Origin of the sequence: Akkermansia muciniphila ATCC BAA-835, from assembly GCF_000020225.1 — a bacterium.
Taxonomy (GTDB): domain Bacteria; phylum Verrucomicrobiota; class Verrucomicrobiia; order Verrucomicrobiales; family Akkermansiaceae; genus Akkermansia; species Akkermansia muciniphila.
In genome coordinates this window covers 1,075,686-1,098,107 of the sequence record NC_010655.1, presented here as the reverse complement: position 1 = coordinate 1,098,107, position 22,422 = coordinate 1,075,686, and the positions used below count along the sequence as shown (strand labels likewise).

Genomic DNA, 22,422 nt, shown 5'->3' with positions numbered 1-22,422 from the left:
ATTTTACAGTCCCCACGCCATACCGGAGTTGAACGGGAGTTTTCCCGTGGTAAAATACCGCCCATGAATGTATCCGCCGCCCTTGACTGGCTCTTTTCCACCCAATTTTTCGGGATCAAGCTGGGGCTTGATAATACCAGGAAGCTGCTGGCGGCAGCCGGGGCGGACCGGATAAACGCCACCGTGGTCCACGTGGCCGGCACCAATGGGAAAGGCTCCACCTGCGCCATGATTGAGGCCCTGGCCAGGGCGCAGGGTTATGTCACGGGCCTGTTCACTTCCCCCCATCTGGTAGATTTTTCTGAACGCATCCGCGTCAATGGGGACATGATCACTCCGGATGCCCTGGCAGAAGAAATTTCCTTCCTGAAACAGCTGGCGGAAGGCTGGGAACAGCCGCCCACCTTTTTCGAGCTGGCTCTGGCCGTCGCCCTGCGCCACTTCCGGAAAAACAGCGTGAACTTCATCATTCTGGAAACAGGGCTGGGCGGAAGGCTGGACGCCACTAACGCCGTGCCCAAGGATATCGCCGTACTGGCCCCCATCGGCCTGGACCACCAGCAGTATCTGGGAGATACCCTGGAAGAGATCGCTGCGGAAAAAGCGGCCATCATCGCCCCCGGAAAACCGTCCGTAACTGCCGTGCAGCACCCGGGTGTCATGGCCGTCATCGAACGGACGGCGCAAAACCGCCGTTCTCCCCTCACGATTGCCCGGGCGGACCGGAAAACGCCCATCCCATCCCTGCCAGGAGCCCATCAGCGGGAAAACGCAGCCCTGGCGCTGGAAACCATGAGGCGGCTCCATTCCCTCCCCTCCCCATCCGAAGCCGCCGCAGTCCTGGCCAAGGTACAGTGGCCCGGACGGTTCGAACGCCTTGAGACGCCCCCCCTGGTGTTGGACGGCGCTCATAACGAACATGCGGCGCGCGTGCTCGCGTCCACGTGGAAAGAGGAATTCCCGGGACGGAAGGCGGCACTGGTTTTTGCCGCATCCGCAGACAAGCACATCCGGGAAATGATTCCGGTTTTGCGGGAAATTACCGGAGAATGGCATCTGGTTCCCTGCACTTCCCCCCGCATCATGCCGGCGGAAGAAATGGCTGCCCTGCTGGGCGAACAGGAAACCGGCCCCGTTTTCATCCATTCCTCGCTTCCCGATGGTCTGCAGGCGGCACTGGCCTCCCCGCTCCCGGTCCTGGCGGCAGGTTCCCTGTTCCTTCTGGGAGATTTGAAAGCTCTGCTCCGCCATGCGGAAAAACGCAGCACCGCCCAATAACCCCTACCGTCCTTTTTGCTTTTCCCCGTGATTTCCGACGACATAACCCTTTCCGCCCTCCGGCCCGGAGACCTGCGCCCCGAACTGCTGGCCCCCGCCGGGGACATGGACTGCGCCCGCGCCGCCGTAGCCAATGGCGCAGACGCCATTTATTTCGGCCTGGACCGTTTCAACGCCCGTCTGCGCGCAGACAACTTCACGCTGGATTCCCTTCCGGAACTGATGCGTTTCCTTCACGCACACGGCGTGAAGGGGTACGTGACCATGAATACGCTCATTTTTACCTCCGAACTGGCGGACGCCCTCTCCTACCTGGGCCACCTGAATGCCGCCGGCGCGGACGGGGTCATCGTGCAGGACATCGGTCTTGCCCACTGCCTGACGGAATGGGGAAGGCAGGTTCCCGGCATGAAGCTGGAACTGCACGCCTCCACCCAGATGACACTTTCCTCCCCGGACGGGTTGGAATTCGCCTCCGGATTCCTGGACCTGAAGCAGGCCGTCCTGGCCCGGGAACTGAGCCTGAAGGAAATCGGGCAATGTGTACGGCATACGGACATTCCCCTGGAAGTATTTGTACACGGAGCGCTCTGCGTGGCCTATTCCGGCCAGTGCCTTACATCGGAAAGCCTGGGACAGCGCAGCGCCAACAGGGGAGAATGCGCGCAGGCCTGCCGCCTGCCCTACTCCCTGGTTGTAGACGGCAAAACCGTTCCTCTGGGAGAACGGCGCTACCTGCTCAGCCCGCAGGACCTGTGCGCCCTTGACCGCATCCCGGACCTGGTCCGCATGGGCGTGAAAAGCTACAAGATAGAGGGACGTCTGAAAAGCCCGGAATACGTTGCGGCGGTAACGGCGGCCTATAGAAAAGCTCTGGACGCCGCCTGCGCTGGAATACTTGTGGATGAAATGGTGACCGCACGCGACCGTTATGCACTGCAAATGGTATTTTCACGCGGCTTCTCCACCGGCTGGCTGGACGGGACGGACCACCCGCGTCTGACCCACGGCCGCTACGGTAAAAAGAGGGGCGCCTACGCAGGCGTCATTATGAACAGCGGTCAGGGCTGGCTGGATATCAGGCCGGAAGGGGGCATTCCGCTCGCGCCCGGGGACGGCTTCGTCATTGATGCAGGGGAAGACCGCAATGAAGAACAGGGCGGACGTATCTGGAAAGTGCAGAGAAACCGCCTTTTCTTCCACGGAAAGGCATCCCGTATTGACTGGAGCAGGGTTAAACCCGGGCAAAAACTCTGGAAAACGGATGATCCGGCCCTGAACGCGGAGTTGAAAAAAATGCGGGAACACTTGCAGGAATCCACCATTCCCCTCCATCTGACATGTGCCGGGTCCGTCGGGAACCCCCTGACGATTGCCTGTCCGGAATACGGATGTTCCGTGCAATCTCCCCAGCCCCTTCAGACGGCAGAAAAACGCCCTCTGACTCCCGAAGTGCTGAAACAACAGCTCGGCAGGCTGGGGGGAACGGGATTCCGCCTGGCCTCCTGCGACTGCCCTCTGCCGGAGGGCCTGATGCTTCCGCTCAGCATCCTCAACCAGACAAGGCGTGCCCTGGTGGAACGAATTCAAACGGCCCGGGAGGCAAAAGAATCCTCCGTTCCCTCTCATCCTCCGGCCTCCTTCACCCTTCCTCCGCTGCCGAAGGGAACAGCCGTTCCGGACATGCCTCCCCATTTGTCTGTTCTGTGCCGCAAAACGGAGCAAATACCCGCCGCGCTGGATGCCGGAGCGAATGCCGTTTATCTGGACTTTGAAGACCTCCGGGACTATGCGGAAGGCATAAAAACCGTCCGGGAACACGGAAAAAGCATTCCCGTCTTCCTGGCGACGCCCCGCATCCAGAAACCCTCGGAAGTCGGATACTTCAAACTTATGGAACGGGCGGAACCTGACGGCATCCTTATTCGCAACCTGGGTGCGGCGCAATATTTCCGCCAGTCCCTCCTGCATCGCATCGGAGATTTTTCCCTGAACGTCGCCAATCCATACAGCGCGGCTATCCTGAAGAAACAGGGGAATCTGGCCCATCTCACCATCTCTTACGACCTGAACGCGGAACAGGTGGCGGACCTGCTCCGCGCCGCGCCGCCGGAATGGTTTGAACTGACGCTGCACCAGCACATGCCCATGTTTCATATGGAGCATTGCGTGTTCTGCACCTTCCTGTCGAACGGCACCAGTTATAAGAACTGCGGCCGCCCCTGCGAACGGCATCATGTGCAGCTGCGTGACCGCGTAGGACAGCTTCATCCCCTGCTGGCGGACGCCGGGTGCCGGAACACGCTGTTCAACGGACGCGCCCAGACGGGAGCCGGCTTCCTCCAGGACTTCCGCCGTCTGGGCCTTTCCCGTTTCCGGCTGGAACTGCTGGATGATCCCCCGGAAAAAGTGCGCCTTCTGGTGTCCCGCTACCGGGAGCTGCTGGACGGTTCCTGCACTGCGGCCCGGCTTATCCGGGAATTGGACGTCGCAGAACAGCTCGGCACTACGGAGGGGACGCTCCGGCCGGGATAATCTCCACCTGAACAACGGTTAATCTCCGTTCAGATTCCGGGGCTTTGATCATACATTCTCAATATCTTATCACTCTTTAAAAGGATACCCATTTCTCTCTCCATGCCGGCCACCCCCTTTTTCACCGCGTCGCTGGTAATGTCTCTTAAACGGTCCTGCACAAATTCATGGGCCTGCATCATATATTTCCCATCATTCCACATGATGAGAAACCGTCGGCAGCTTCGCATCATTTTAACGAAAGTTTTTTCCTTGCCGGTCAAAGCCAGCAGCGTCCGTTGAAAAGCCTTGCTGGTTTTGTTCTTCATTTTGGAATTCCATTTGACATTTTTTATTTCTCCAGCCACAGGTTGAAGAAACCAACGGCAGCCCCTTCCTTATAAACAGCACGGGGTTTTCAGCCCAAATACGTTATACGCTGAAAAATCAAAGCCCGGCTTGCGGATAAAGTCCGTAAAAACGGCAGGTGCGCCAGCAGGCCAAAAGCCGCTGACGAACGCGGCATGCACCGCCCGCGCCTTGAAGCGGCGCGAAAACCTTCTTATGATGGCATCCATGGGAATGGGAAACTCCTTTTCCCGGAACTTCCGTAAAATGAATAATTCCCTTAAAGACCGCCTGATCCGTCACATGGAAGACGGACATTACGAACCTCAGAGCAAATCTGAACTGGCTCGCGCCCTGAACGTGGATTCCCGGCAGAAGCTGGATTTCCGCGCCCTGGTGGACCAGATGGAGGAGGAAGGAAAACTCGTGCGGCTGCAAAAGGGCAGGTACGCTTTAAAACGGGAGCGCCGGAACCTGGTGCATGGCATGATCCGCATCCTGCGCTCCGGCAAGATTCTTTTTCTCCCCAGAAAAGGGGATCCCGCCGCTGCGGCTCTGGGATGGGACACGGAAGCCGTTCCGGAACTGGAACTTAAACCCAACCATCTGGGCACCGCCCTGGACGGGGACCGAGTGGCCGTGCGCGTGGAACGCAAGGCAGCCAGGGGACGGAGGAATATCCGCAGAAATCGCTTTTCTTCCCCGGATGCCGACATGAAAGCCCGCGTGGAGGAAGTGACGGAACGCGCGCGCTCCCGATGGCTTGGCGTCTTCCGCACCGGAAAAAACAAGCCGGGCCGCGTGCTGGGGGACGGCGTAAGCTCTCCGTCATCCATTGAACTGGCGGAAAAACCCGCCATGGAGGTGCTTCCCGGCCAACTGGTTTCCGTGGAGCCCATAACCTGCGGTGAGGAAAAGAAAGCCCCGCGCGGGAAAATCGTGGAGGTGCTCGGCTATCCGGACGAGCCTCACGTGGACATGGAAGCCGTTATCAGAAAATATGGCCTTTCCGTGGAATTCCCCGCCTCCGTGCTCCGGGAGCTGGAAACGCTGCCTCAAACACCTTCCCCCGGGGAACTCGCCCGCCGGGAAGACTGGACGGACCGTACCGTCATCACCATTGACCCGGCAAGCGCCAGGGATTTTGACGACGCCATTTCCATCACGGCCACTCCGTCCGGCTGGACGCTGGCCGTTCACATTGCGGACGTCTCCCATTTCGTCAAGCCCGGCGGCTCGCTGGATGGGGAAGCCCTGCGCCGCGGCAACTCTACCTACCTGCCGGACCGCGTTCTTCCGATGCTCCCGCACCGCCTTTCCGACGATTTGTGCAGCCTGCGGCCGGATGTCGTGCGCCTGACAAAAGTATGCGAAATGAAATTTGATAAAAAGGGGAAGATGCTCCGTGCCCGCTTTGCTGACGCTTTCATCCGCAGCAAGGCGCGCCTGACCTACCAGGAGGCCTTCGCCATGCTGAAAGGAAACGACAAAGGGGAAGTTCCCTCCACGGTGCGGGAAGCCTGGAATCTGGCCTCCATTCTGCGCCGCAACCGCTACGCCAAGGGAGCCCTGGATCTGGACTTCCCGGAAGTGAGAGCCGTTATGGACAAGGACGGCCGCGTGACGGGCATCATCACGGAAGAGTACGATGAAAGCCATCAGCTCATTGAAGAGTGCATGCTGGCCGCCAACGAAGCCGTGGCCCTGGCCCTGAAAAACGGGAACCGTCCCACCATCTACCGTGTCCACGAAGAACCGGATTCCGCCAAACTTTTTGAATTCGGCCAGTTGTGCAGACTGTACGGGCATCCCGTGCACGATATCGACCAACGCCAGTACCTGAATGAACTGATGAAATCCATCAAGGGTTCCCCGGACGAGCAATTGCTTAAGCTGGCGCTCCTGAAAAGCTTGATGAGGGCCAGGTACGACACGGAGCCCCTGGGCCACTACGGCCTGGCCACCCCCAATTACTGCCACTTCACCAGCCCCATCCGCCGTTACGCGGATCTGGTGGTACACCGCTCCCTGAATCCCCTGCTGGCCAACCCTCCCAAAGGAGCTAAAGGAGCAGGCAGTACAGGCAGGCTGGAGGAAGACGCGGAACACATTTCAGAAACGGAACGCATTTCCGCCAGCGCGGAAAAGGACGCGAACCGGATGAAGCTCTTCGAATGGCTGGAAGGCCAGTGCTACGCGGATCATCCGGAAGTGCACGAAGCTCTGGTTACGGAAACGCGCCACTTCGGCGTTTTGCTGGAAATCCCGCGTCTCCAGATTAAGGGGCTGGTCAAACCGGACAAGCTTCCCGGCGGCCGCTGGGTGTATGAGGCGTTTGCCAGCCGCTGGAAAAACGACCACGGTTCCGTGCTGTGCGCAGGGCTGCGCGTTCCCGTCATTCCCGTGAAAGTGGACAGGGAGCAGCAGTGGGCGGATTTCGCCATCGTCTCACGGGAGAAACCGCGGCAAACGGGAAAAACGGCCTTCCCCACCAAACAGGAGAAGGGCATATCCGGCCGCGGGCGGCGGAACCGCTGACGGCAATACGCCCGTATATGGAAACAATCCCATCCGGAAATCAAATCCGATTCTCCCTGCAACAGAATCAAATCTACATTTTCCTACACAATTTTTCTTGAAGTAAATTGTATTTTTCATGTATAGAATGACCGTTGTTTACTTGTGAATCCGACCTCACGCCTATGAATTCAGGACGCTGACTCCGTAAGTAAGCACCATATGAATGCTGAATGCCAAGGTCCGCTCCCGGGTCTGGAGCGGACCTTTTTCCCGGAAGCCTGTCATGAAGAAACGGGAAGGGCCAACAAGGGTGTCCAATTTACATGACAGCCATTCAGCACATCCCCGAACGCACTCCCTTTAATTACGCCGACCTGACTGATTACCGCGAAGGGCAAATCACCAGTCTGGCCCTTGTACGCTCCAAAGGAGTCAACATGACCATTCTGGCCTTTGACAGCGAGCAACTCCTCCCTACCCACCAGACGCCCGGTCCTGCGCTGATACAGATTCTGGACGGGACGGCCTACTTCACCGTAGGCAATGAAGAAGTTAATCTGCCCCAAGGAAAGAGCCTCCTGATTCCCGCCGGAGTACCTCATTCCGTCATTGCCCGGGAACGATTCAAAATGCTGGTTACTTCCATCCTGCCGCTGGACTAACCGGAAAGCCGTCCCCAGGAAACAACGGAGAACTATTCCGGGGAATTGCCACCCGGACATGGATCTGCGGCAAAACCATTCTTTCACGAGATTCTCCCGACACGGGAATCGCGCAGATACGCAACATGCCGGAACAGGAGGACGGGCGGAAACGGCCTGCTCAGGCCTGGATCTTTTCCCCTGCGGCCAGCGCCTCAAAACGGGCCAGCACCCAGCAGAGATCGGAAAGGCGGTTCAGGAACAGGGCCGTGTTCACGTTGCTCAGGGCATGATCCAGCCTCAATGCCACCACACGGCGTTCCGCACGGCGGCAGACGGAACGGGCCAGGTCCAAATATGCGGATCCCAGCGATCCTTCCTTGCCCGGGCGGGCCCAGCCTTTGAAACGGATGTCGCATTCCTTTTCCAGCAAATGGGCCTGTTCCTCCAGCCAAGCCACATCCTCCGCCTTAATGCGGGCGTACCCCTTGGCGTCATATTTGGGCAAATCCTCCTCCATCGTGGCCAGTTCCCCCATGGCACCCACCAGGCGAGCCTGGACGCCGTCCAGCATCTCCACCGTCCGGGAGCTTACCCCGGAATGGCGCACCACGCCAATCAGGGAATTTAATTCATCCACCGTTCCGTAAGCTTCAATGCGCGGCGCTGTCTTGGGACTACGCCTGCCGAACATCAGGTCCGTTTCTCCGCTGTCTCCACGCTTGGTGATTACGCTCATACCATGTACCCTACCATGCCCGCGCCGTCCTGCACGCAAAAAAGAAGGCATATTCCGGAGCGGGAGACAGCGCCATCTTTCCCGGCATGTACCGCACTCTCTATTCTTTTGACATGCAATAAAAACTATATAAGAAGAATGAATAAATGCTTCTTCTTCGTCTTCCTGCCGTTTTCCTCCCTCTCTTCATCAGCTTCCTTTTCGGGGCATGCTCTAAAAAGGAAAGCGCCTTGCTGCCCGGAGAAATAATCGTGAACGCATCGGAACTGCCCGGCCCCATACAGGAATGGAAGACGGATTCGGCCTGTGAAAGATGCCTGACCATCAATCTGGACAATCCGTCCCTTCCCTGGTTCCGCATCGCTGAGGGCATATCGGAGGCTTATGCGCATGGCGTGAATAATCTCCGTTTGAAAAGAGGGGATGCCATCGCGTCCGCCTTTGAAAATGGAATTTGCTGGGATCTTCCCGTCTCCACGGATATGGCCCCGGAATCTGATCCAGAATCTGAAAAAGACATGAACCCGGACATTCCCTGCCTTCCCGACGATGCCGTTCTGGAACATCCTTTCCGTGAAGATGACTTTCTTGTTTTCAACAAAACACCTTCCCGGAAACCCGTTTATCCCATCGTGAAATTCATCCGGTCCCCTTACCCGGAAAGAGGGAACTACCAGCTTGTTTACTGGCGTATCCAGAAAAAACCATCCGGTCCATCCCGGAAAAACGACCTTCAGGCTTTCGCCAATATGGCAAATGAACATATCAACCAGCGCAGAGCATTCATTTTCTTCATTGAGAATGAAACACCCTGCGGAGAAGTATTCGACTATCTGAATGCCATTGACGGGAGAGATACGCTGGTGGGCGTAACCTTTTCCCGTGAAAATGAATAACTTCTCCCAACAAGGATTCATCAGGGCCTTCTTCCCCCCGCTCATCATCATGACACGTCAGGCCGTTTGAAACTTTTCCCAACGGCTGTACAACCCCTGCATGACTCGGACAAGAGATGAATTGGCGGCGGAAACCGCACCATCCGTCAAAGCGCCTCTCTGGACGCGAGACTACATCCTGGCCTGTTGCGCCAACTTAATGACGGGGCTGGCCTTCTATGAACTGGTGCCCGTTCTCCCGCTGTACCTGACGGGACAATTGCAGGTCTCCTCTGGCTGGCTGGGCTGGATCATGTCCATTTATGTTCTGGCCGCCATTATCTCCCGCCCCTGGTTCGCGCACCGGGTGGATACCGGAGACCGCAAGAAGATTTACATCACGGTTTACATTATGCTGGCCCTGTCCTTTTCAGGGTATGCTGCGGCCGCCACCGCCCTGGCGTTTTTCCTGACGCGCTTCATACAGGGCCTGATCTGGGGAGGCATGACCACCTCCGGCCCGACAATGGCGGTGGATATCATCCCCCCTGCCCGCCGCGGGGAAGGCCTGGGCTTCTTTGGCATGACAATGACGCTGGGCATGTGCCTGGGCCCCGTCATCGGCCTTCAGGTATACCAGCAGTACGGCTTTTACGTGATTACCTGGAGCTCCCTGCTCCTGTGCCTGGCCGGAGCGGGCATTGCATCTCTCATCCGCGTTCCCAGGAGCCCTGTTCAGGAGCCCGTGTATGAAACGCCTAAAAAGGTACTGGACCGTCTTGTGCTGCGCGTGGGCATTCCGCTGGCGGTGAACGTGATGATCGCCACCTTCTCTTATGGCGTGGTGGCCGTGTATTCCGCCCTGTACGGGGAAATGCACGGGTTCAAATACGCCGGGCTGTTTTACGCGCTGATGGGGCTGGGCATGCTGGTCTCCAGGTTCATGGTAGGCAGGCAAATCGACCGCGGACGCGTGGCGGAGCTTTCCGTCATCTCCCTGAGCATCCTGACCGTCAGTTTCGGCGCGCTGGCGCTGGCGCCGCTGGAATGGATCTATTACGCTTCCGCCATCCTCATCGGCTTTGGCTTCGGCATTTTCATCCCCACGTTCCAAACCATGAAACTGAACATGGCGGACCGCGGCCACCGGGGAGCCGTCAATTCCACATTTTTCACCGCTTTTGACATCGGGGTGGGAACAGGCATGTTCCTGGGAGGCAAAATTTACGCGTACCTGAACCTGAACTGGGCCTTCGGAACGGGAGCCCTGCTGAATTTGCTGGCGATCGTATATTTTTACCGCATCTCCCTGGACCACTACCGTAAAAATAAATTGGGCGTGGATTCTGATTGATTTTCCTTCCATCACTCCCGTTCCGGGATGGAAAAAACATCAATTACCCGTTTGGCTGAAGGCCTCACGCGCAGCAACCGCGGATTCCAGGCCAGGGAAATACTGCGGGACAGCCCGTCCAGCGCCGGATGAGTAACCTTGACAAATCCTTCCCCCAGTTCTTTTTCCGCCATGCAGGGCAGGATTGCCATGAACGCTCCGCTCTTCAACATGCGGGCCGCAAAAGGAAAAGATTGCGTTTCACACTGCACCCGCAGCCTGATGCCGAACTCAGCGCAATTCCTTTTCAGCAACGCATGAAACCCGGAACCGCTCCCCAGCGTTGCCAGGGGGAACATTTCCAGCAGGCGGAGAAAATCCTCCTTCTTCCCCCGCGCCTTTTTCCCGGCCAGGGCTGCAGGAACGTACAGCGCATAATCCATGGAGCAAATGACCCGGCTTTCCAACCCTTCCGCCTCCAGCGCGCTGGTACGCACAATGCCGAAGTCTATATCCATATTCTGGAGCTTAGAGGGAATCTCACTGTTGCGGAGGTTCTCCAGCGCGAAAAGCCACGGCAGCCCCCGTTTCTGGATACTCGCCAGCACGGGAGCCACCACCCAAGCATGCAGGCTGTCCCCGGCTCCGATAGTGAACCGGTAGGGCAGATTCCGGCTCCGGCTTTTAAAATCATCCAGCAGGCACAGGCTTTCACTGGCCAGCCTCACCAGCTCCCACCCGGCTCCGGTAAGAGCCAGCACTTTCCCGCGGCGGCTCGCCAGTTCCACACCGAAGAATTCCTCCAATTCCTTAATCTGCCGGGAATACAGGCTCTGCCGCGCACTATCCCCCCGGGCGGCAGCGGCAATGCTCCCAGCCTTGGCCACTTCTATCAAGGTTTTCAATCGGTCCAGGGACAGTCCCCGTTCTGCGAAAAGATGCTCAAACATAACTTTATAGTTATATAATATGAATACTTATATAATGCAAGAGTCAACAAATGCGTTATGGTGACAAGGTCACAGGGCGCGAAGGCGCTTTCCGCATATCTCCGCGCCCCTCAACCAAAAGAATAAAACCATGATCACCATTGACGGAAAATACACGGAAGCCCGCGTGTTCACGGATGAACTGGAAGACCTGGCCCGCACCCAGATCAGGGACGTCTGCAACCACCCCGCCTTTGAAGGAAGCCGGGTGCGCATCATGCCGGACGTGCACGCCGGAGCCGGCTGCGTCATCGGGTTCACGGCGGAATTGAAAACGGATAAGGTAATTCCCAACCTGATCGGCGTGGATATCGGCTGCGGAGTGCTTACCGCCAGACTGTCCGGACTGCCGGATTTTTCCAGCTTTGACGCACGCCTGCGCGAGCGCGTCCCATCCGGGATGCATGCCCGTCCCTCCGTTCATCAAGCCTTGCTGGACGACCCGGAACTGGATGAAGAAATCTCCCGCATCTGCATGGACGTGCTGAGAACGGACAAAGACAGGCACCGCCGCTCCGTAGGGTCTCTGGGAGGAGGCAACCACTTCATTGAAATAGCGCAAGGGAAAGAGCACGCTTTCCTGTGCATCCACTCCGGTTCCCGCAATTTCGGTCTGAAGATTGCGGAACGCTACCAGAAAATCGCCGTGGATACTTGTCCGGACGCCTATCTTAAAGAACGCAAGAAAGGACTCTGCTACCTTCAGGGAGAAAATACGCTGAACTACATGCGGGATATGAAGGTGGCTCAGCGCTTCGCAGCCCTGAACCGCCGCGTGATACTGCATGAACTGCTGGATGATGCAGCTGATCTGGAAAGTTTCGACACCGTGCACAACTACATTGCGGAAGACCAAATCATCCGCAAGGGAGCCGTCCGGGCCGGACGCGGAGAAAAACTCATCGTTCCCCTGAATATGCGTGACGGCTCCGTCATCTGCATCGGCAAAGGAAATGAAGAATTCAATTCCTCATCTCCGCACGGCGCAGGCCGCAGCATGTCCCGCAAAAAGGCTAAAGCCAATCTTTCCCTGGAGGAATTCGAGGCTTCCATGCAGGGTATTTTCTCCACCTGCGTTTCCCGCGCTACGCTGGATGAAGCGCCAATGGCCTACAAGGATGGCGAGAGCGTGCTGGACAACATCCATGAAACGGCGGAAATCGTGGAACGCATCAGGCCCGTATATAACTTCAAGGCACCCGAATAGCAGGCGTCCCAATACCCGCCCCTCCCGGAATATGATTTTCCGGGAGGCTTTTCCCAAACCTCCAAAACACGGTCAGGAACGCCCGGCAGCATAAATCAACTTATAAGGTTCCGCCGTCTGAATCGGGATGGCGTACACTTTAGAGGTATCATTCCATTCCACGCCGGAAACGTCAAACTTCTGACGGTCATAATAACCTACCACCTTTCCATTGGTCACTACACAGAAAGCGGCTGCATTTTCCCCATTCCGCACAATAATCATGTTATCCTTTTTGGAGGCGCTTACAGACGGGCTGAGTTTTGCGTTCTGCTTGTATTTGGTCCAATAGCCGTTGAGCTGGGACCCATGCAGATTCTGCCCCCACAAATTGACCGTCTTTCCATGCTGATGCAGGAAGGCAATGCGGAATTTCGGTTTGGGGTACCGTTTGGCGGCAATGCGGGCCTTGGATGCCCGGGCCATTTCCTCTGTCATTTTAAAACTGTAATCCCCATATTGATGCCCCTTGCGGTCAATCGGGACAAACCAATTAAAAATTTCAAAGTCATCGGTAAAGTCCGTCCTGCTGATATTGCAAATGCGTTCATACAAGGCCAAATGGGCTTCGGAAACCTCATACGCCTGCCTGGAAAGCGGCTTGCGCCGCAATGATTCAAACAGCCTAGGATAAAATTCGGGATTGATTCCCAGCTTATGGAAATACAGATAGAAGGAATATTGAGCAAAACCCCATTTGGCCCAGCCGTTCAAATCATGGAACGGCATGCCCTTTACCGCTTCTGAAAGCAGGTATTTGCACGGGTTTTCCATATCGGAGGCCTGCTCATTGCCATTAATGGCATTGGTCACCTGGTCCAGAATCAGCTGGGCAAAAAAATTGTTGGAACTTTCCGACATGCTGCGCCAGTTGAACGGATGCTGGTAGCAATGACCGATTTCATGCCCGATTCCCCAAAGGCGGTTTCCCTGAAGAACTCCAGGAGCGAGCACTTCATTTTTCAGCGTATTTCCCTGATCTCCAATACTGTAGCCGCAGTAATACCAGGTTGCAAACATATGGGCTCCTCCTTCTACGGAAACGCCAAGCTGCCGGTTATTGTGCGGCTGGGGATACTTGTCAAATCCCATGATTTTCCACATGGCCTTGACGCTTTCATCCCATACCCTGACGGATTTCGTAATGGAATCCGGACTGTAATCTTTCAGGTACTTTGTGTGAAGAATCATCATGGAATTCCGCCCAACGATATCGAACATGCTATGCGGGGCGTTGCTGATCATACGCTTCCAGTCCTTATCCGTGTGCCTCGTCACGTCAAAATATCCATTCACTATGCCGCTTCCCACAGGAATATGCACCGTTATCGGCTTCTTGGGCGGGCTGATATCGGTGTGATACATCACGTAAAGCAATCCCGAACGGTTGATTCTAATTTTGTTTACCCCTTCATTCAAAGGATAGGAGGAAGACTCTATTCCCGCTGGAGAAACGGAGGCCAGCCCAATATCTTCTCCATGGGTAGGTCCTACGAACACAAGAATTTCATCTCCTTTCTCCGCGACAATTCCGGTAGGATTGTCAAATTTGTTCAGGGCGTTGATATTTCTCACCTTCGCAGCAAACTCCGGATGGCTGTAAGCCTTATAGGAAGCAATGCGGAATTCTTTGTCTTCATAATCGCCGGATTTTATTTTCTTCGCAATCATCTGTAAAAACTCCGGAAGAGCCTTGAGGTCCGTCAGGGTACACCTGGGGTTGATGGAGGAGCAGCTCGTGTCCTTAAATACTTTCAGCAATTTCCGGTTAAGTGCGGACTCCACCCTTTTGTAAAAGCTGATTTCCCGTACGGTAAAAGACGGAGAGGAACCTTCGGGATAATCAACCGTCAACCTGATTTTCCGAACCTTTTGAAGAGGCTTTTTAAATCTGATCATCCTGGAGCCGCCGATATCGAATTTTCCAAGGTCCTTCCAAGACGAGCCGGACATGGCGGACACGGCAATTTCATTGAAATTGGCTCCGGAAAAAATGATGTAATGAATGGTCTCCGGCACTTCAAACACAAATTCCCCCTCCACATGATGCACTCCGGGAACATGCCAGTTGGCGGATTCCATAGAGCCGTCCACAGCCTGCTTTACGGAATGATTGCCGGAATAGGGGGACTGGGAGGAAGCAGCTTCTTTCACGTGGAGCAAAATGTCTTCCGGAACATCCAGCGAAGGATATTTTTCCGCGAGGGATTTATTTACGGAGATTGTCAGAAAAAGGAAAAATAAAAAAATGGAAAGAAAAATGGAATCTTTTCTCATACACTACATTAATATTTAATGATACTATACATGATTTCCAGCGTTTTTTTTCATGCTTTTCATGTTATAGTACAAAAATTCCCTCATGCGGGGACGGGAATTCCCATCTGCTTCCTGGCAAATTCTTTCATGGATCACCATGGAATATTATGCCATGCTTCTCTCCATGAACGAAGGCCGGCCCTGTCATCAATCAGTAAACAAACGGGTCAAATGGCTTGGCGCCCTGGCCGTCCTTCTTTTTCTCCTGGGCACGGGGCTGTTTTCCTTTTTATGGAATGTTCCGCTGAATACGTTAAGGCCCGCCCACGCCATCGCAGCTCCTTCCGCCATTCTTGTCAGGGAAAATTCTTCCCCGGAACGCTGCCGCATGGCTCTGGAACCCTCCTTCCTGGCCAGCATCCAGCCTTTCCTGAAACACTATGTGGAAACCGTCACCAATGCCGGACGCCTCGACTTCTCCAGCCATGTCCCGCAAGAGGTGGAAATACGGATGGAGGGGCTTTCCATCGGCCTGAGCCCTTCTCTGGCCGTTTTCAACTTCCGAACCAAATACGGATTCAGCATGCAGACAAGCAGAAAACCGGATGCCTCCGACCGGGCTATTTACCAGTGGCTGAAAAACAGGATGAAGACGGAAAAACGGGAGAAATAAGGAAATATGGACACAGGTATCGAACGGAATGAACCCGCTGTTGTCTAATCATTTACCTTTCCGGAAAAGCCGGGGGACAGCAGTTCCCCGGCCCAGGGAGCCGCTGCTCCCGCACCGGAAGGCGACTCCATACAGCGTTTATGAAGCGTATTTACCACGGACCATGGACACTGGCCGGACTGGCATGCGCCATTTTGGCCGCAGTCGCCATGCTCTCCTTTTTTTCCTGCGGGGAAAAAGGCCAGTCAAGCAGTAATGACAAACCTCATATGGACAACAAGGATTTAAAAACGATTTACCTGGCGGGAGGCTGTTTCTGGGGAGTGGAAAAGTACTTCTCCCTGATGCCCGGCGTTAAGGAAACGGAAGCGGGATATGCCAACGGCTCCACGGCTTCTCCCACGTATGAAGAAGTATGCAGCGGGAAAACGGGCCATGCGGAAACGGTAAAAGTAGTATTTGACCCGGAAGAACTCAGTCTGCCCTTTCTTCTGGAACGGTATTACTCCATTATTGATCCTGTTTCCGTCAACAAACAGGGAAACGACAGGGGAATTCAATACCGCACGGGCATCTATTACGCGGATGAGAAGGACAAACCTGTTATAGAAACGTCCCTGAAAAGGCTCCAGCAGCACTTCAGGCAGCCTCTGGCAATTGAAGTTCAGCCCCTCCGCCAATTTTCACGGGCGGAAAAATATCATCAGCGCTATCTGGATAAAAACCCTGGCGGATACTGCCATATTCCACCCGCCAAATTCCGGGAAGCGTCCCAGGCCCGCGAAAACGAACCTGTTTACCGGAAAAAATCGGACGAAGAGCTGCGCCGCGTCCTGACACGCGAGCAATTTGCCGTCACGCGGAATAATGCGACGGAACCTCCCTTCCGCAATGAATATTTCAATAACGACAGACCTGGCATTTATGTGGACGTCACGACAGGCGAACCTTTATTCCTGTCCACGGACAAGTTTGATTCAGGCTGCGGCTGGCCCAGCTTCTCCCGCCCCATCAAAGAAGAACTGATTCAGGAAAAACAGGATTTCTCCCACGGCATGAGGCGCACGGAAGTCCGCAGCAAAACGGGAGACGCCCACCTGGGCCACGTTTTCACAGACGGCCCGAAGGAACAGGGCGGACTGCGCTACTGCATCAACAGCGCCTCCCTGAAATTCATTCCTGAACAGGACATGGAAGCACAGGGTTATGGAAAATACCTTCCCCTGCTGCACCGGGAAGGAACAGACAGGAAAGCTGCGGAAAAATAATCCGGAGAAAAAGCAGGGGAGGCCAATCCTTCTTCTCCATTAATCTTTTACAACACGGAGGAACAAATGCGGCCCCGGGAGAACAAGCACCATGTCCTCTTCACGAAATACGGGCAGCCCGTTCATTCCCCAAGTTCTGCGGTCAAGCAGACGGCTTCCCTCCATGCCGCTGCCGATGAATGAATACGATACAGTCGGCAGCGGCATGGAGGGTTCGGGTTGCTGAGGCAATGCGACTTGCGGCAAGTACCGTTTATCTACATGCCGTTTATCAAAATAGCGGCGGGCGGCGTTTTTTTGTTTAAAAAAATGAGTTTTTTAAAAACGCGGGGAATTTTTCTTCCGGAAAAGCGCCCGGAAATTTTCCGGGCATTACTGTACAATCGTAACGGGCGTGCCTACCTTAACGGTTTTGAAAAGCGGCACGCAGGAAGAGCGGGTCATGCGGATGCACCCATGGGACTGCGGCGTCTGGAAAACAGGGCCTACGTGCATCCCAATGCCGCTGTCCGTCAGCCGCATGAAGTAAGGCATGGAGGCATCATACAAATTGGAAACATGATGCACTGCCTTTTCCGTAATGCGGAAATGGCCCACGGGCGTGCGGTGGGAAGCCTTACCCACGCAAACGGGAAAATCCATGGCTACCTCATCCCCCACCATCAACTGGCCCCTTTGGCGTCCGCGGCTGATCACCACGCGCGTATTGCCCGGGGTGGCCTTTTTCATGATATCGGGATTCATCCATTCGTCGTGCACCTCCGTATAATCAATTCCTGCTACGACCACCCTCGCGTGCGGTCCGTAGGAGGTCATGGGTACGGTTGCAGGCACGGTCAGGGGAACTATGCGCAAATTCTCTTCCTGCGGGCCAGAACAGGCAGCCAGCGCCAACGCTCCCGCTATGATTGATAAGATGTTTTTTGCGTTCATCATCTTGAAACCTTTCACAGGGTTGGACAATACTGCGAACTCATTTTCAATGTTCCATGACGCACTCCATGATTCCTGCGGCGTGCATGGAGAAAAAATGCCGGAAAAAGCGGCAGCCCCGGTTCAGAGAAAAATTTCCCCGGCTCCGGAAGGGGGGGAAAATCCGCCCTCCGTCACACAGAGTCCTTGCCTTATCACATTTGGCCTGTATAGTACCCGCGACTGCCAGGAGGGCAGCCGCCTGTTTACAGTTAACCCTCTATTCCGCATCATGACCAAGATTGCCAAGAGTACGTTCATCACGGGAGCCGGAACCCCGGGACAGTTTTATTCACTGCCAGCCTTGGCGGAAAACGGCTATCCCCGCCTGAACCGCCTTCCCGTTTCCATCCGGATCGTTCTGGAATCCCTGCTCCGCAATTGCGACGGCCTGAAAGTGACTGAAAAGGACGTGGACAACCTAGCCTCCTGGAATGCCAACAATCCCGGTTCCTATGAAATTCCGTTTACGGTAGCCCGCATTGTCCTGCAGGACCTGACAGGCGTCCCTCTTCTGGTGGACCTGGCGGCCATGCGCTCCGCCGTAGCAGGATTGGGAAAAGACGCCTCCGTCATTGAACCTCTGGTCCCCGTGGACCTGGTGGTGGACCACTCCGTCCAGGTGGACTGGGCAGGATGCACGGATGCTCTGGAAAAGAACCTGGACATTGAATTCCAGCGCAATGCGGAACGCTACGAATTCCTCAAATGGGGCCAGCAGGCCTTTCAGACTTTTTCCGTGGTTCCTCCGTCCGTGGGCATTGTCCACCAGGTCAATCTGGAATACCTGGCGCAGGGCGTGATGGAAAAGGATGGCGTTTACTTCCCGGATACCCTGGTGGGAACGGATTCCCATACCACGATGATTAACGGCATAGGCGTTGTGGGCTGGGGTGTTGGCGGCATTGAGGCGGAAGCCGGGATGCTCGGCCAGCCCGTCACGTTCCTGGTGCCGGAAGTAGTGGGCGTCCATATGACGGGAGAACTCCGCGAAGGAGTGACCGCCACGGACCTGGCGCTGCATGTCACCCAGATGCTGCGCAGCCACGGCGTCGTAGGCAAATTTGTGGAATTCTTCGGAGACGGGGCGGCGGCCCTGCCTCTGGCAGACCGGGCTACCGTAGCAAACATGGCCCCGGAATACGGCGCCACCATGGGCTTCTTCCCCATGGATGAACGCTGCTCCGACTATCTGCGCCAGACAGGCAGGAGCGAAGAAGCCATCACTACGTACGAAAACTACTTCAAGGCACAGAACCTGTGGGGAATGCCCCGCAACGGAGATCTGGACTACACGGACCAGCTGGAACTGGACCTGTCTGCCGTGGAACCAGCCGTCTCCGGCCCCAGACGCCCGCAGGACCACATTCGCCTGAACTCCATCAGGGACAGTTTCCGCAAGCTTGTCAGCATGCCCGTGGCGGAAGGAGGTTACGGCAAGAAGGAATCTCCGGAGGTCACGGTTTCCATGCACTCCCCGGCGGGCGTCCCCGTTCCGGTGGACGGCTTCAGCCAGGAAGCGAAGCTGAAAGACGGCAGCATCCTCATCGCCGCCATCACCTCCTGCACCAACACGTCCAACCCGGGGCTGATGCTTGCCGCCGGGCTGCTCGCCAAAAAAGCGGTTGAACGGGGGCTGAACGTGCCTCCGCACGTGAAAACGTCCATTGCTCCGGGTTCCCGTATCGCCTCCGATTACTTTGCAACCAACAGCCTCCAGGAATCCCTGGACGCTCTGGGCTTTGAAACCGTCGGCTACGGCTGCACCACCTGCATCGGCAACTCCGGGCCGTTAAATCCGGAACTGGAACAGGCCGTCCGGGACAATGACATTGTAGCGGCTTCCGTCCTGTCCGGCAACCGCAACTTTGAAGCCCGCATCCATGCCTCCATCAAGACCAACTTCCTGATGTCCCCTCCCCTGGTCGTCGCCTTTGCGCTGGCCGGCCGCGTGGACATCGACTTCCAGACGGAACCGCTGGGCACGGACCGCAGCGGGAACCCCGTATTTCTGAAGGACATCTGGCCCAGCTCCGGGGAAATTGCGGAAGCCGTTGCCAAATCCCGCAACCCGGAAGCATACCGGGAGCTTTACACCATCACGCCGGACAAGAATCCCCGCTGGGCGGCCGTATACGCGCCGGAAGGCTCTGTCTTCCAGTGGAATGAACAATCCACCTACATTCAGGACCCTCCTTTCTTCAGCGGCTTCAACGGCCAGCCCCGCACACTGGCGGATATCACGGATGCCCGCCCCCTGGGCATTTTCGGCGATTCCGTAACCACGGACCACATCTCCCCTGCCGGAGCCATCCGGGAAACAGGGCCCGCAGGGCTGTACCTGCAGGGCATGGGAGTGGACAGAAAAGATTTCAACTCCTTCGGCTCCCGCCGCGGAAACGACCGCGTGATGACCCGCGGCACCTTCGCCAATGTCCGCATTAAAAACCTGATGGTAAACGGCACGGAAGGCGGTTACACGCTGTATTTCGGCAGCCGCTCCGTTCCCGCCCCGGACAAGGAAATAATCCCTGCCGCGGGAACGCCCGCCTTCATCTATGATGCGGCCATGGCCTACGCTCAGGACGGCGTTCCGCTCATCGTCATCGGCGGAGAAGACTACGGCATGGGCTCTTCCCGCGACTGGGCGGCCAAGGGCACGAATTTGCTGGGCGTCAAAGCCGTCATCACCAAGAGTTTTGAGCGTATCCACCGCTCCAACCTTATCGGCATGGGCGTCCTGCCCCTCAACTTCGCCAACAAGGCGGATTATGACCGCATCACTCCGTTGAAGGACGCCACCTTCTCCATCCTGGGCCTGAACAACGGCATCGCTCCGCGCCAGCAGGTCACCCTGCGCGTACAGCCCGCGGATGCGGAAGCATTTGACGTGCCTGTCATCGTCCGCATTGATACGCCTATTGAAAAAGAATACTATCTGGCGGGCGGCATCCTGCAATATGTCCTTACCCAAATCCTCAGATAACGGGATATGTACCGGGCGTTCCCGGTACGGCTTCCCCTCGCGGACGGCCCCCTTCCTCCCGAAGGCGCGGCCCGTCCGCCTCATCCGCACCGGATATACCTGCAACTTCACGGCACGGCCTGATTAGTTCATCCGAACTAATTCCAAATTCTTCTTGCAATCCTTCCAGGCTGTTCCTAGAACAAACGCATGGAATATAGATTTGTCTGGACGGGCTTTTTTGCCGTATTCGCCGCCCTGACGTTCTGCAGCTGTTCGCAGAACGACAAAATGAGGCCGCCGGCCGTCTCCTTTAAAATTCAAAAGGCGCCGGTAGTTCCCCGCACACCCGGCCAGATGGGCCGTGAAGTAGGCATTAAAGTTTCCTACATGCCCAAAAACACGTATGCCCGCAAGCGCGCATCCTCCATGCGCCCCCGCTTCATCACCATCCACAGCACCGCCAACCCCAAAGGAGACGCCAATGCCCACTCCCGTTACCTGAACAGCGGCAAGTCCCGCAGCCTGAACTGGCACTTCACTGTGGACCAATTCGGCGCCTACCAGCACATCCCCACTACGGAAACCGGCCACCATGCGGACCATTCCGGACCGGGAGACCAATACTCCGTAGCCATTGAAATGTGTGAATGCACCACGCATAACCCTGTCGTCATCTACAACAAGACGGCCAAGCTGGCGGCGCTGCTGATGATGCGCTACAACGTCCCCCTGCGCAACGTAGTGCCTCACAACTACTGGTCCGGCAAGAATTGCCCCGCCCCGCTGATGACTAATGGGCGCCCCGGGTACAAATGGAGCTGGTTCATTTCCCGCGTGGATTATTACTACCGCTGCCTCCAGGCAGGAAGATAATACTGCCGCATATGCCGCACGCCCCTTTGCCGCTTCCGGCATAAAGAAGGCAGGAAATGTTTCAGGAAAGAACAGGAATCACTTCTTTCCCTGAAAATATGCATTGGCTGAACACCGGGAATTCACCGCATCTCCGGCTCGCGGAAAGCAGGATCCGCCTCCATTGATACGGCTAATGTACACGGCCGTAAAAGACGGCAAATAACACCCGTCCGGGAACAATCTTCATCAACATCAAAATCCGGAACACGGACCGGGAATAAGAAATAGTGCTGAAAGCTTTTGATGCCTCCTGAACCACCCCGGAACAGGTTATTTGACCTGAATCCGATTCACCGGTCCCATCCTCTCCGGATGGATCGAAAAAGACTGCGGGAGACTCAACATCAACAGGGAAACTTGAAAACCATGAAGCGCTTTCACAGGATGCCCAGATGCGGACCATCGAAGCCAGCAGCTTCTTACAAGCATTGAGGGAACAATCCGGCACCATGTTCATGGAAAACCAGCAGGAACTCAAACTGAAAGGCTCCAGAGAAAACAGCCTCCTCATGCCAGAAACATGGCATTTTAGTGGAATCCCGGCCCCTCGGCATACCAGAATCTCCCATTTTATCCCGTATGGCGGATAAATATAAAGGGCCCGCAGCTCAACTGTGCCTTTGCTGAACGCCGCAGCATGGCGGCATGCCCCCGGTAAAATCCACGCCTTCGGGCGGAATTAAAGCCAATCCGGGCATTTTCAACTTCTCCCGAGATGCGAAGGCGTTGCTTCTCCGTTGGAACGCCGGACACTCCTATTCAGCGCCTCATCCTCCCCGGGGTCTTTCCCGGATAATTATTATTTTGTTAGATATTTTTGTAACTATCTATCAAGCAATCATTATGTAAAACATATTAAAAATATGTTTACATATATCAAAATT

18 protein-coding genes are annotated in these 22,422 nt (G+C 55.8%); 11 read left to right on the top strand and 7 right to left on the bottom strand.

All coding sequences use genetic code 11. The features are described 5' to 3' along the window. The first annotated feature begins 63 nt into the window (after positions 1 to 63). Both AMUC_RS04960 and AMUC_RS04955 read left to right on the top strand, forming a co-directional pair. Positions 64 to 1,278, top strand: a complete 1,215-nt coding sequence (locus AMUC_RS04960; protein ID WP_012419965.1) for a bifunctional folylpolyglutamate synthase/dihydrofolate synthase — start codon at positions 64 to 66, stop codon at positions 1,276 to 1,278. A 27-nt stretch (positions 1,279 to 1,305) separates the two neighbouring features. Continuing rightward, the gene (locus tag AMUC_RS04955) at positions 1,306 to 3,813 is read left to right on the top strand and encodes a U32 family peptidase (RefSeq protein ID WP_012419964.1); all 2,508 of its coding nucleotides are present in this window, start codon (positions 1,306 to 1,308) and stop codon (positions 3,811 to 3,813) included. Between the two features lie 29 nt (positions 3,814 to 3,842). Here AMUC_RS04955 and AMUC_RS04950 read toward each other — a convergent pair whose 3' ends face one another. Both AMUC_RS04950 and AMUC_RS12555 read right to left on the bottom strand, forming a co-directional pair. Further along, on the bottom strand, positions 3,843 to 4,121 hold the full coding sequence (locus AMUC_RS04950) for a hypothetical protein (protein ID WP_012419963.1): 279 nt from the start codon (positions 4,119 to 4,121) through the stop codon (positions 3,843 to 3,845). A gap of 69 nt (positions 4,122 to 4,190) precedes the next feature. Next, positions 4,191 to 4,370 carry a hypothetical protein gene (locus AMUC_RS12555; RefSeq protein ID WP_042447829.1) on the bottom strand — a complete coding sequence of 60 codons (180 nt, stop codon included), beginning with the start codon at positions 4,368 to 4,370 and terminating at the stop codon, positions 4,191 to 4,193. Positions 4,371 to 4,407: 37 nt separating this feature from the next. Here AMUC_RS12555 and AMUC_RS04940 point away from each other — a divergent pair, with 37 nt between their 5' ends. Together AMUC_RS04940 and AMUC_RS04935 are read left to right on the top strand one after the other, a co-directional pair. Continuing rightward, positions 4,408 to 6,678: a ribonuclease R family protein gene (locus tag AMUC_RS04940; protein WP_012419962.1), complete on the top strand. Its 2,271-nt coding sequence runs from the start codon at positions 4,408 to 4,410 to the stop codon at positions 6,676 to 6,678. 305 nt (positions 6,679 to 6,983) lie between these two features. Then, complete coding sequence (locus AMUC_RS04935) at positions 6,984 to 7,322, top strand: cupin domain-containing protein (protein WP_012419961.1); 339 nt, start codon at positions 6,984 to 6,986, stop codon at positions 7,320 to 7,322. Between the two features lie 160 nt (positions 7,323 to 7,482). Here AMUC_RS04935 and AMUC_RS04930 read toward each other — a convergent pair whose 3' ends face one another. Beyond that, a complete protein-coding gene (locus AMUC_RS04930; protein ID WP_012419960.1) occupies positions 7,483 to 8,040 on the bottom strand; it encodes a cob(I)yrinic acid a,c-diamide adenosyltransferase in 558 nt (185 codons plus the stop codon). Between the two features lie 146 nt (positions 8,041 to 8,186). On the opposite strand from AMUC_RS04930, the gene AMUC_RS04925 reads away from it, so the two are divergent. Then, positions 8,187 to 8,936, top strand: a complete 750-nt coding sequence (locus AMUC_RS04925) for a hypothetical protein (protein WP_012419959.1) — start codon at positions 8,187 to 8,189, stop codon at positions 8,934 to 8,936. A gap of 100 nt (positions 8,937 to 9,036) precedes the next feature. Then, positions 9,037 to 10,269, top strand: coding sequence for an MFS transporter (locus AMUC_RS04920; RefSeq protein WP_012419958.1), 1,233 nt, complete (start codon positions 9,037 to 9,039; stop codon positions 10,267 to 10,269). Positions 10,270 to 10,280: 11 nt separating this feature from the next. Here the strand turns inward: AMUC_RS04920 and AMUC_RS04915 are convergent, their stop codons facing one another. Further along, positions 10,281 to 11,198, bottom strand: a complete 918-nt coding sequence (locus AMUC_RS04915) for a LysR family transcriptional regulator (RefSeq protein ID WP_012419957.1) — start codon at positions 11,196 to 11,198, stop codon at positions 10,281 to 10,283. Positions 11,199 to 11,328: 130 nt separating this feature from the next. Here AMUC_RS04915 and AMUC_RS04910 point away from each other — a divergent pair, with 130 nt between their 5' ends. Then, on the top strand, positions 11,329 to 12,444 hold the full coding sequence (locus tag AMUC_RS04910) for an RtcB family protein (RefSeq protein ID WP_012419956.1): 1,116 nt from the start codon (positions 11,329 to 11,331) through the stop codon (positions 12,442 to 12,444). 72 nt (positions 12,445 to 12,516) lie between these two features. On the opposite strand, the gene AMUC_RS04905 is transcribed toward AMUC_RS04910, so the two are convergent. Next, positions 12,517 to 14,760 (bottom strand): M60 family metallopeptidase, encoded by a 2,244-nt coding sequence (locus tag AMUC_RS04905; protein WP_012419955.1) that lies wholly within the window; start codon positions 14,758 to 14,760, stop codon positions 12,517 to 12,519. Between the two features lie 139 nt (positions 14,761 to 14,899). On the opposite strand from AMUC_RS04905, the gene AMUC_RS04900 reads away from it, so the two are divergent. Both AMUC_RS04900 and msrB read left to right on the top strand, forming a co-directional pair. Next, a complete protein-coding gene (locus AMUC_RS04900) occupies positions 14,900 to 15,415 on the top strand; it encodes a hypothetical protein (protein ID WP_012419954.1) in 516 nt (171 codons plus the stop codon). A gap of 140 nt (positions 15,416 to 15,555) precedes the next feature. Next, positions 15,556 to 16,683: a peptide-methionine (R)-S-oxide reductase MsrB gene (gene msrB, locus AMUC_RS04895; RefSeq protein ID WP_012419953.1), complete on the top strand. Its 1,128-nt coding sequence runs from the start codon at positions 15,556 to 15,558 to the stop codon at positions 16,681 to 16,683. A gap of 372 nt (positions 16,684 to 17,055) precedes the next feature. Here msrB and AMUC_RS11920 read toward each other — a convergent pair whose 3' ends face one another. Next, complete coding sequence (locus AMUC_RS11920; RefSeq protein ID WP_012419952.1) at positions 17,056 to 17,619, bottom strand: L,D-transpeptidase; 564 nt, start codon at positions 17,617 to 17,619, stop codon at positions 17,056 to 17,058. 268 nt (positions 17,620 to 17,887) lie between these two features. On the opposite strand from AMUC_RS11920, the gene acnA reads away from it, so the two are divergent. Both acnA and AMUC_RS04880 read left to right on the top strand, forming a co-directional pair. Next, the gene (gene acnA, locus AMUC_RS04885; protein WP_012419951.1) at positions 17,888 to 20,641 is read left to right on the top strand and encodes an aconitate hydratase AcnA; all 2,754 of its coding nucleotides are present in this window, start codon (positions 17,888 to 17,890) and stop codon (positions 20,639 to 20,641) included. A gap of 189 nt (positions 20,642 to 20,830) precedes the next feature. After that, positions 20,831 to 21,496 (top strand): peptidoglycan recognition protein family protein, encoded by a 666-nt coding sequence (locus AMUC_RS04880; RefSeq protein WP_012419950.1) that lies wholly within the window; start codon positions 20,831 to 20,833, stop codon positions 21,494 to 21,496. 172 nt (positions 21,497 to 21,668) lie between these two features. On the opposite strand, the gene AMUC_RS12770 is transcribed toward AMUC_RS04880, so the two are convergent. Next, positions 21,669 to 21,995: a hypothetical protein gene (locus tag AMUC_RS12770; RefSeq protein ID WP_143246117.1), complete on the bottom strand. Its 327-nt coding sequence runs from the start codon at positions 21,993 to 21,995 to the stop codon at positions 21,669 to 21,671. Positions 21,996 to 22,422 lie beyond the last annotated feature (427 nt).

Coding starts and splice junctions, on each gene's coding strand:
- AMUC_RS04940 (WP_012419962.1), top strand. CDS start 4,408: ATGAATAATTCCCTTAAAGACCGCCTGATCCGTCACATGGAAGACGGA.
- AMUC_RS04960 (WP_012419965.1), top strand. CDS start 64: ATGAATGTATCCGCCGCCCTTGACTGGCTCTTTTCCACCCAATTTTTC.
- AMUC_RS04915 (WP_012419957.1), bottom strand. CDS start 11,198: ATGTTTGAGCATCTTTTCGCAGAACGGGGACTGTCCCTGGACCGATTG.
- AMUC_RS04935 (WP_012419961.1), top strand. CDS start 6,984: ATGACAGCCATTCAGCACATCCCCGAACGCACTCCCTTTAATTACGCC.
- AMUC_RS04905 (WP_012419955.1), bottom strand. CDS start 14,760: ATGAGAAAAGATTCCATTTTTCTTTCCATTTTTTTATTTTTCCTTTTT.
- AMUC_RS04880 (WP_012419950.1), top strand. CDS start 20,831: ATGGAATATAGATTTGTCTGGACGGGCTTTTTTGCCGTATTCGCCGCC.
- AMUC_RS12555 (WP_042447829.1), bottom strand. CDS start 4,370: ATGGATGCCATCATAAGAAGGTTTTCGCGCCGCTTCAAGGCGCGGGCG.
- AMUC_RS04925 (WP_012419959.1), top strand. CDS start 8,187: ATGCTTCTTCTTCGTCTTCCTGCCGTTTTCCTCCCTCTCTTCATCAGC.
- msrB (WP_012419953.1), top strand. CDS start 15,556: ATGAAGCGTATTTACCACGGACCATGGACACTGGCCGGACTGGCATGC.
- AMUC_RS04910 (WP_012419956.1), top strand. CDS start 11,329: ATGATCACCATTGACGGAAAATACACGGAAGCCCGCGTGTTCACGGAT.
- AMUC_RS04930 (WP_012419960.1), bottom strand. CDS start 8,040: ATGAGCGTAATCACCAAGCGTGGAGACAGCGGAGAAACGGACCTGATG.
- AMUC_RS04900 (WP_012419954.1), top strand. CDS start 14,900: ATGGAATATTATGCCATGCTTCTCTCCATGAACGAAGGCCGGCCCTGT.
- acnA (WP_012419951.1), top strand. CDS start 17,888: ATGACCAAGATTGCCAAGAGTACGTTCATCACGGGAGCCGGAACCCCG.
- AMUC_RS11920 (WP_012419952.1), bottom strand. CDS start 17,619: ATGATGAACGCAAAAAACATCTTATCAATCATAGCGGGAGCGTTGGCG.
- AMUC_RS12770 (WP_143246117.1), bottom strand. CDS start 21,995: ATGAACATGGTGCCGGATTGTTCCCTCAATGCTTGTAAGAAGCTGCTG.
- AMUC_RS04950 (WP_012419963.1), bottom strand. CDS start 4,121: ATGAAGAACAAAACCAGCAAGGCTTTTCAACGGACGCTGCTGGCTTTG.
- AMUC_RS04920 (WP_012419958.1), top strand. CDS start 9,037: ATGACTCGGACAAGAGATGAATTGGCGGCGGAAACCGCACCATCCGTC.